This is a genomic window from Microbacterium sp. Bi128 (assembly GCF_918698205.1).
Genome location: NZ_CAKKMM010000214.1, coordinates 1 through 6,775, shown reverse-complemented (window position 1 = coordinate 6,775; position 6,775 = coordinate 1). Strand labels below are relative to the sequence as shown.

The 6,775-nt window shown below is 72.8% G+C and carries 5 protein-coding genes; 1 reads left to right on the top strand and 4 read right to left on the bottom strand.

Features of this window, described 5'->3' with window-relative positions; translation table 11 throughout:
* The 4 genes from LQV45_RS14955 to LQV45_RS14940 form a co-directional block, all read right to left on the bottom strand.
* On the bottom strand, positions 1-1,543 hold a 1,543-nt coding region (locus LQV45_RS14955), incomplete at its 3' end, for an amidase (RefSeq protein ID WP_230007712.1).
* On the bottom strand, positions 1,540-2,574 hold the full coding sequence (locus LQV45_RS14950) for an agmatine/peptidylarginine deiminase (RefSeq protein ID WP_230007711.1): 1,035 nt from the start codon (positions 2,572-2,574) through the stop codon (positions 1,540-1,542). The genes LQV45_RS14955 and LQV45_RS14950, both read right to left, overlap by 4 nt.
* A 33-nt stretch (positions 2,575-2,607) precedes the next feature.
* Positions 2,608-4,236, bottom strand: coding sequence for an amidohydrolase (locus LQV45_RS14945; protein ID WP_230007710.1), 1,629 nt, complete (start codon positions 4,234-4,236; stop codon positions 2,608-2,610).
* A complete protein-coding gene (locus LQV45_RS14940; RefSeq protein WP_230007709.1) occupies positions 4,233-5,489 on the bottom strand; it encodes an MFS transporter in 1,257 nt (418 codons plus the stop codon). The genes LQV45_RS14945 and LQV45_RS14940 overlap by 4 nt, the downstream gene beginning before the upstream one ends.
* A gap of 200 nt (positions 5,490-5,689) precedes the next feature.
* Between LQV45_RS14940 and LQV45_RS14935 the strand changes: the two genes are divergently transcribed.
* Positions 5,690-6,688, top strand: a complete 999-nt coding sequence (locus LQV45_RS14935) for a LacI family DNA-binding transcriptional regulator (protein ID WP_230007708.1) — start codon at positions 5,690-5,692, stop codon at positions 6,686-6,688.
* Positions 6,689-6,775 lie beyond the last annotated feature (87 nt).

Genomic DNA, 6,775 nt, shown 5'->3' with positions numbered 1-6,775 from the left:
GCGGAACCGTCACCGTCGGCACACCGCAATGCCGGATCGCGAGGTTCCCCGTCGCGACCCACACGCCGTTGCGCCATGCGATGTCAGCCGACGCAGGGTTCACGTCGGCGTCGGCCGGCGCCACGTCGGTGAGCGTCGGGAAGACCACGGCGTCGAGGTGCTCGGCATCCATCCACTCCTCCAGATCACGGAGCCGAGTCTCTTCCAGCCCCCGCAACCCGGCCGCCAGCTCGGGGATCTCGGTGAACGACGACACCGCGTGCTCCCGCACGTGCGCCGGATACTCAGCGATGTCGTCGTCGAACCCCGTGTACCGGTCGGGCAGCGCACCCTCGGGATGCGGGAAGATCGCCGCCCCGTCCACCGACGCCAGACCCGGATGCCCGTTCGCGCGGAGGAAGTCGTCCCACGCCCACGCCGAGAGGTCGACGATCTCGCGGTCGAGGAATTCCTCCGACACCAGACCCCGCGTGCGGATCGTTGGCGCTCCCGGACGGTCGCCCTCGTAGGTGCTCACGAGCGGGAAGTCGCAATCGACGACGATCGCGCCCGCGGCCTCGAGATCCGCGCGCGCCACCGCCCACAGGTCGAGCAGCGACGGCCGCGGCTCGATGCGCTCGCCGCTCGGTCCGCCGACGCCGCGCGGACCGGTGCCCGCCAGCGGGTCCACGCCGAGGAACATGCGCGGGATGCCGATGCGCAGACCCTCCAGCGACACTTCGTACCCGAGCGCGGCGTACGACGGCGGCCGCACCTCGGACGCCGGGGGCAGAAGAACCCACGGCTGCGCGCGCCAGAAGTCTCCCCGCGTCTCGGGGTCGTCGGCGACGATCACGTCGAGCACCGCGAGCAGGTCGGCCATCGAGCGGGTGTGCGGCACGACGACGTCCATCGTGGGGACGAGCGGCCAGTTGCCGCGCACCGAGATCACGCCGCGCGACGGCGTGTACGCGCACAGGCCGTTGCACGCCGCGGGCGCACGGCCGCTCGACCATGTCTCCTCGCCCAGACCGAAGACGCCGAACGACGCCGCGGTCGCCGTGCCCGAGCCGTTCGACGACCCCGACGCGAACGCCGACGTCAGGAAGTCGGCGTTGTACGGGCTTTCGGCACGGCCGTACAGTCCGCGCTGCATGCCTCCGTTCGCCATCGGCGGCATGTTCGTCAGCCCCAGGCAGATGGCCCCGGCCTCACGCAGCCGCGCGATCGTGAACGCGTCGTCCTTCGCGACGAGGTCGGCGAACGCCGGACTCCCCGCGGCGACTGTGAGACCGCGCACCATGTAGCTGTCTTTCGCGGTGTACGGGATGCCGTCGAGCAGCCCCCGCGCCTGGCCGGCTGCCCGGCGCGCATCCGACGCTTCCGCCTCGGCGAGCGCGTCGGGGTTGCGGACCACGACGGCGTTGAGCTTCGTCGCGGTGTCGGGGCCGTCGTACGCGTCGATGCGCGCGAGGTGCGCCTCGACGAGCTCGACGGCGGTCGTGCGGCCCTCGGCGAGGGCGGTGGCGAGATCGGCGATGGATGCCTCGACGACGTCGATCACGCCGTCACCTCGGGCTGCTGCTGGGTGATGCAGTGGATGCCGCCGCCGCGCGCGAACAGCTCGCGGGCATCGACGGTCACGACCCGGCGACCGGGGTACACCTCTTCCAGGATGCCGTGGGCCGTGGCATCCGCTTCGTCCTCGCCGAAACCGCACGCGATCACTCCGCCGTTGACGACGAGGTGGTTCACGTAGCTCCAGTCCACGTCGCCCTCGGCGTCGCGGACGGTGGCGGGTGCGGGCAGGTCGCGGATGGTGAACGGGCGGCCGGCGGCATCCGTCTGCGTCTCGAAGAAGGCACGCAGCTCGCGCGTCACCGCGTGGTCGGGGTGCGCGGGATTCCGCTGGTCGTGCAGCAGAACCGTGCCCGGCGACGGCATCGTCGCGACGATGTCGACGTGCCCGCTCGTGCCGAAGTCGCCGTAGTCGCGGGTCAAGCCACGCGGCAGCCACACGGCGTGCGTGGCGCCGATCGTGCGGAGCATCTCGGCCTCGACGCGCGCGCGGTCGGCGTACCGGTTGCGCCGCGGGTCGAGCTGCACCGTCTCGGTGAGCAGCACGGTGCCCTCGCCGTCGACGTGGATGCCGCCGCCCTCGTTGACCAGGGTCGACGACACGAGCTCGGCCCCGGTCGCCTCGGCGATGATCCGGGCGTGCTCGGCTGCCTTCGCCCACACCGCCCAGTCGTGGTCGCCCCAGCCATTGAAGATCCAGTCCACGGCGCCGAGGGCGCCCGGCCGCTCGGGATCGACGACGAACGTCGGACCCGAGTCGCGCAGCCAGAACTCGTCGACCGGCGCTTCGACGATCTCGATCCCGCCGCCGAGCATCCGCCGGGCACGGGTCAGCTCGCTCGGGTCGACGAGCATCGACACCGGCTCGAAGTCCGCGACGGCGTGGGCGATCGCGGTCCAGGCGGCGTAGCCCGCTTCGCGCTCGGAATCCGTTTCGCCCAGGGTCGGGCCCTCGCTCGGGAACGCCATCCACGTGCGGGTGTGCGGGGCGGTCTCGCTCGGCATGCGCCAGGTCATCGGTGCTCCTCGGGGGTCGGGGCGGTCATCCCGTCACACCACATCATGGATCGTCGGGGTGAAGACGGAGCGGCCGGCGACGATGGTCTCGGTCACCCGGGTGGTGAGGAGGGATGCCGTGCCCGCGGCGAACGGGTCGGTGTCGATCACCACGAGGTCGGCGGCGAAGCCGGGCGCGACGCGGCCGCGCCAGTCCGCATCGCCGACCGAGGCCGCGGCATCCCGGGTCGCGTGCGCGATCGCACGATCCAGGGGCAGCGCGAAGTGCGGGTGCACCGCCGGCACCGACGGATCGAGCGCCGAAGCGCGGGTCGCCGCGACGTACATGTTCGCGAGCGCGCTGTGGGGCGCGGTCGGGGCGTCGGTCGAGAACGCGACGAGCGCACCCGCCTCCTCATACTCGGGCCACGCGAACGCGCGCTCCACCCGCTCGTCGCCGAGCATCGCGGCCCAGTTGGCGAAGATCGCCGGGTCGGCGTGCACGGGCTGCAGGGATGCCGTGACCCCCAGTCGCGCCATGCGTTCGGCCGTGCCGGGCGCGGCGTACTCCAGGTGTTCGAGGCGGTGGCGACGGGGGATGTCGCCGTTCGCCTCGATCGCCCGCTCGATCGCGGTGAGCGCGGCGTCGCTCGCCGCGTCGCCGATCGCGTGCATCGCGATCTGGAGACCCGCGGCGTCGGCGGCCGCGACGATCGGGGCGAGGTCGGCGAGCGGCCAGATCGGCTCGGCGTTCGAGCCGTCGGCGTAGGGGGCGCCCATCGTCGCGGTGCACGCGTCGATGACGCCGTCGAGGATGAGCTTGATGCCCACCACCCGCAGCCAGGGCGACGCCGGGCGGCGAGCGAGCTCGACCACGCGGTCGAGTTGGGCGAGATTGCGGTCGAGGTCACCGGTGTTCTCGAGCAGCCAGTGCGCCGACACCCGCAGCGGTAGTTCTCCGCCGTGACGCTCGATGGCCCGCTCGATCGCGGCGAGCGCGTGCTCGTCGAACGCCATGTCGACCACGCCCGTGACGCCGGCGGCGGCGTACGCGGCCAGGACCCGTTCCACGGCCTCGTCGCGGTCGGCATCCGTCATCGCGGCATCGCGCTGACCCCAGGCGTACTGCACCGCCGCGGTCTCGAACAGCATGCCGTTCGGCTCGCCGTCGGCGTCGCGGCCGATCGCCCCGCCGAGCGGGTCGGGGGTGTCGCGGGTGATGCCGAGCTCGGCCAGAGCGGCGGTGTTCACCCAGCAGGAGTGGTAGTCGTTGGCGTCCAGGTACACCGGCACGTCGGCCACGACGGCGTCGATCATCGCCGCCGTCGGGGCACCGCCCGGCACCGAGTCGAAGAGCCAGCCGCGACCGCGCAGCACCAGGGCGTCGGGGTCGGCGGCGCGCGCCTCGCGCAGAAGCTCCTGGATGCCGTCGAGCGTCCGTGCATCGGTGAGAGCGACCTGGCCGAGGGACGCGCCCAGCATCAGCAGGTGCGTGTGCGCGTCGGTGAAGCCGGGGAGCACGAGCGCTCCGTCGAGGTCGACCGTGGTGCCCCCGCCCGCCTCGGCGGCGTCGCCGATCGCGACGATGCGCTCCCCCTCGATCGCGACCGCGTGCGTCCACTGCGCGTCGGGAGCGGTGGCGGCCGTGAAGATGCGGCCGCCGCGATAGACCGTGCGGGTCATGCGGCCACCTCCGTCGCCTGACGCTCGAGGCGCCGCGAGAGGAGGCCGATGATGCCCGCCGGGACGGCCAGCACGAAGCTCGCGATCGCGAGCGTCAGGGTGAAGCCCTGGTAGCCGAGCGCCGCGACGAGGTTGGCACCGATCACGGGCGTGAGCGCCGAGCCGACGAGGTAGGTGGCCAGGAGCGGCCCCGACCAACGCCCGTCAGCGTCGAGCGCGGCCGACGTCGAGATGAAAAAGGCGAAGACCAGGGCGTACGTGGTGTTCCACACGATGAAGACGACGACGAACAGGGTGGGGTCCGAGATGTAGCCCTGGACGATCTTCAGGATGCCGCCGATCACCAGCAGCACGATGAGCGGGATGCCACGACCCAGGCGGTCCCCCACGATCATGAGCGCGATCGAGGCGATGAGGCCACCCGCCGTGGCACCGGAGAGCGCGATGCCGAGGCCCTCGGGGGTGAGCCCGGCCTGGTCGGCGCCCATGACCCCGACCATCGCCCACAGCGAGTCCTCGCTCGCGGCCCACAGCGCGAACACGACGAGCAGCGTGAAGCCCGCGATCGTGACGGTGCGCGAGGGCTTCGCCGCGGCACGCACGGTGCCGGTGGGCGGAACCTCGAGCGGCACCGCCGCACCGGCCGCAGCCGCCGCGTGCACGGGGGCGGCGGGTGCGCCGGGGAGCCACGTCGCGAGCGCCAGGGCGACGAGGCTGAACACCGCCATCGAACCGAACACGTCGATGGGGGCAAGGCCGATCAGCGGCACGACCGCCAGTACGACGGTGATGATGCCGCGGTTCGCGAGGCCGTAGAACCCCGCGACCCGGTCGGGGTTGCGGAAGGCCGCGATCGCCGCGCCCGAGGCGGCGACCGCCCCGCCCGCGCCGACCCCGCCGACGAGGAGGCCGGGGAGCAGCACGGCCGGTACCAGTGCGGCCAGGCCGAAGCCGACCACGGCGAGCAGCAGACCGACGCGAGCGACCGTGCGACGCGAGCGACCGGCACACAGGGGCGCGACCGCGAGACCGGTGAGGGCCGTGAGCAGGAGGGCGCCCGTGACGAGCCAGCTGGCGGTGAGGACGTCGGCATCCAGGCCCTGCTGGACGGCGATGATCATGTAGGGCGAGAGGTTGACGCCGAGGTAGCCGGCGATGCCGACGATGAACGTCGAGCTCGCGGTGGGAAGGCGCAGCGGAACGCGGGCGGAGCCGGCGGCGACCGTCGCCGCATCACGGGTGGTGGAGGACACGAGGGACCTTTCGGAGGGAGCCGGCGGACCGGCGCAGCGGTGTGGGGCCCCGGGCGGATCGTCGTCGATCGCGACCGGATGAGGCCGAGGCTAGAGACCGGGTGTTTCGGTTCTCTCGCCCGTGGTGTTTCAGGGACATTAAACGTTTAAGTTGACTCGCGCGCAAGACCCCGTTCACCAGTCGGGTAGCGTCGGCAAGCGTGACCCCCCGCAAGCCGACGCTCCACGACGTGGCCGCGGCCGCCGGTGTGTCGACCGCGGCGGCCTCCTTCGCCCTGCGCGGCAAACCGGGCGTCTCGCCCGAGACGCGCGACCGGATCCTCGCCGTCGCGCGCGACCTGAACTACACGGTCAACATCCCCGCCCGCAGCCTCCGCACGGCCCGCTACGGTGCCGTTGGCCTCTACCTGCCACCCGGGTCGACGCGACTGCCGTACTACACCGAGTTCGCCTTCGGCGTGGTGGATGCCGCCGACCGCCTCGGACTCTCGGTCATCCTGCTCCCCCACCGGGACTCCGACGACGCCTCCGCACCCGCGGCCTTCGTCGACGGGTACATCGTCGTCGACGCCACGACCGAGGATGCCGGCATCCGGGCGATCCTCGACACCGGACGCCCCGTCGTCAGCGGCGAGCACGTTCTCGGCGGCGACGACAGGGTGAGCGCGAGCGTCGTCTCCGACCACACGGCGGCCCTGATCCGCCTGCTCGACCACCTCGCCGCAGCCGGTGCGCAGCGGATCGGTGCGGTGCTGCCGCCCGACGGCACCGCCTGGAGCCGCGACATCGCGCGCGCGTACACCGCGTGGGTCGCCGGGCACGGCGGCATCCCGATCTCGCGGCGCATCGCGTTCGTCCCCACCGCCGACGAGGTCGCCGCCGCCGTCGACGACGTGCTCGCCACCGAAGACGTAGACGCCCTCGTCGTCGTGCCGAGCGGTTCGGCGGCCCCCGCTCTCGACTCCGCCGCCCGCGCCGGACGCCGCGTCGGCGACGACCTGCTGCTCGCCGCCTACGTCGACGAGCCGATGCACGCCCTGCTCACCCCGAGCGTGACGTCGTTCGACCTCGAACCCCGCGACTTCGGCGCGGCCTGCGTCGCGCTGCTGGCGGAGGTGTGGGATGCCGACGGCCCCGCCGACCGCGTCCGCGTGACCGAGCCGCGCCTCGTCGTGCGGGCGAGCACGTCGCGCGGCTGACGGCGGGTCGGGCGGGGGTCGCGGCGGGCTGGATCGCCGAGACTGCATCCGCCTGACAAGTCCATTGCAGCCTGCAGTGGGTTTGTC

Excerpts from the sequence above, each read along its gene's own strand:
- LQV45_RS14950 (WP_230007711.1), bottom strand. The coding sequence starts at position 2,574 with ATGACCTGGCGCATGCCGAGCGAGACCGCCCCGCACACCCGCACGTGG.
- LQV45_RS14945 (WP_230007710.1), bottom strand. The coding sequence starts at position 4,236 with ATGACCCGCACGGTCTATCGCGGCGGCCGCATCTTCACGGCCGCCACC.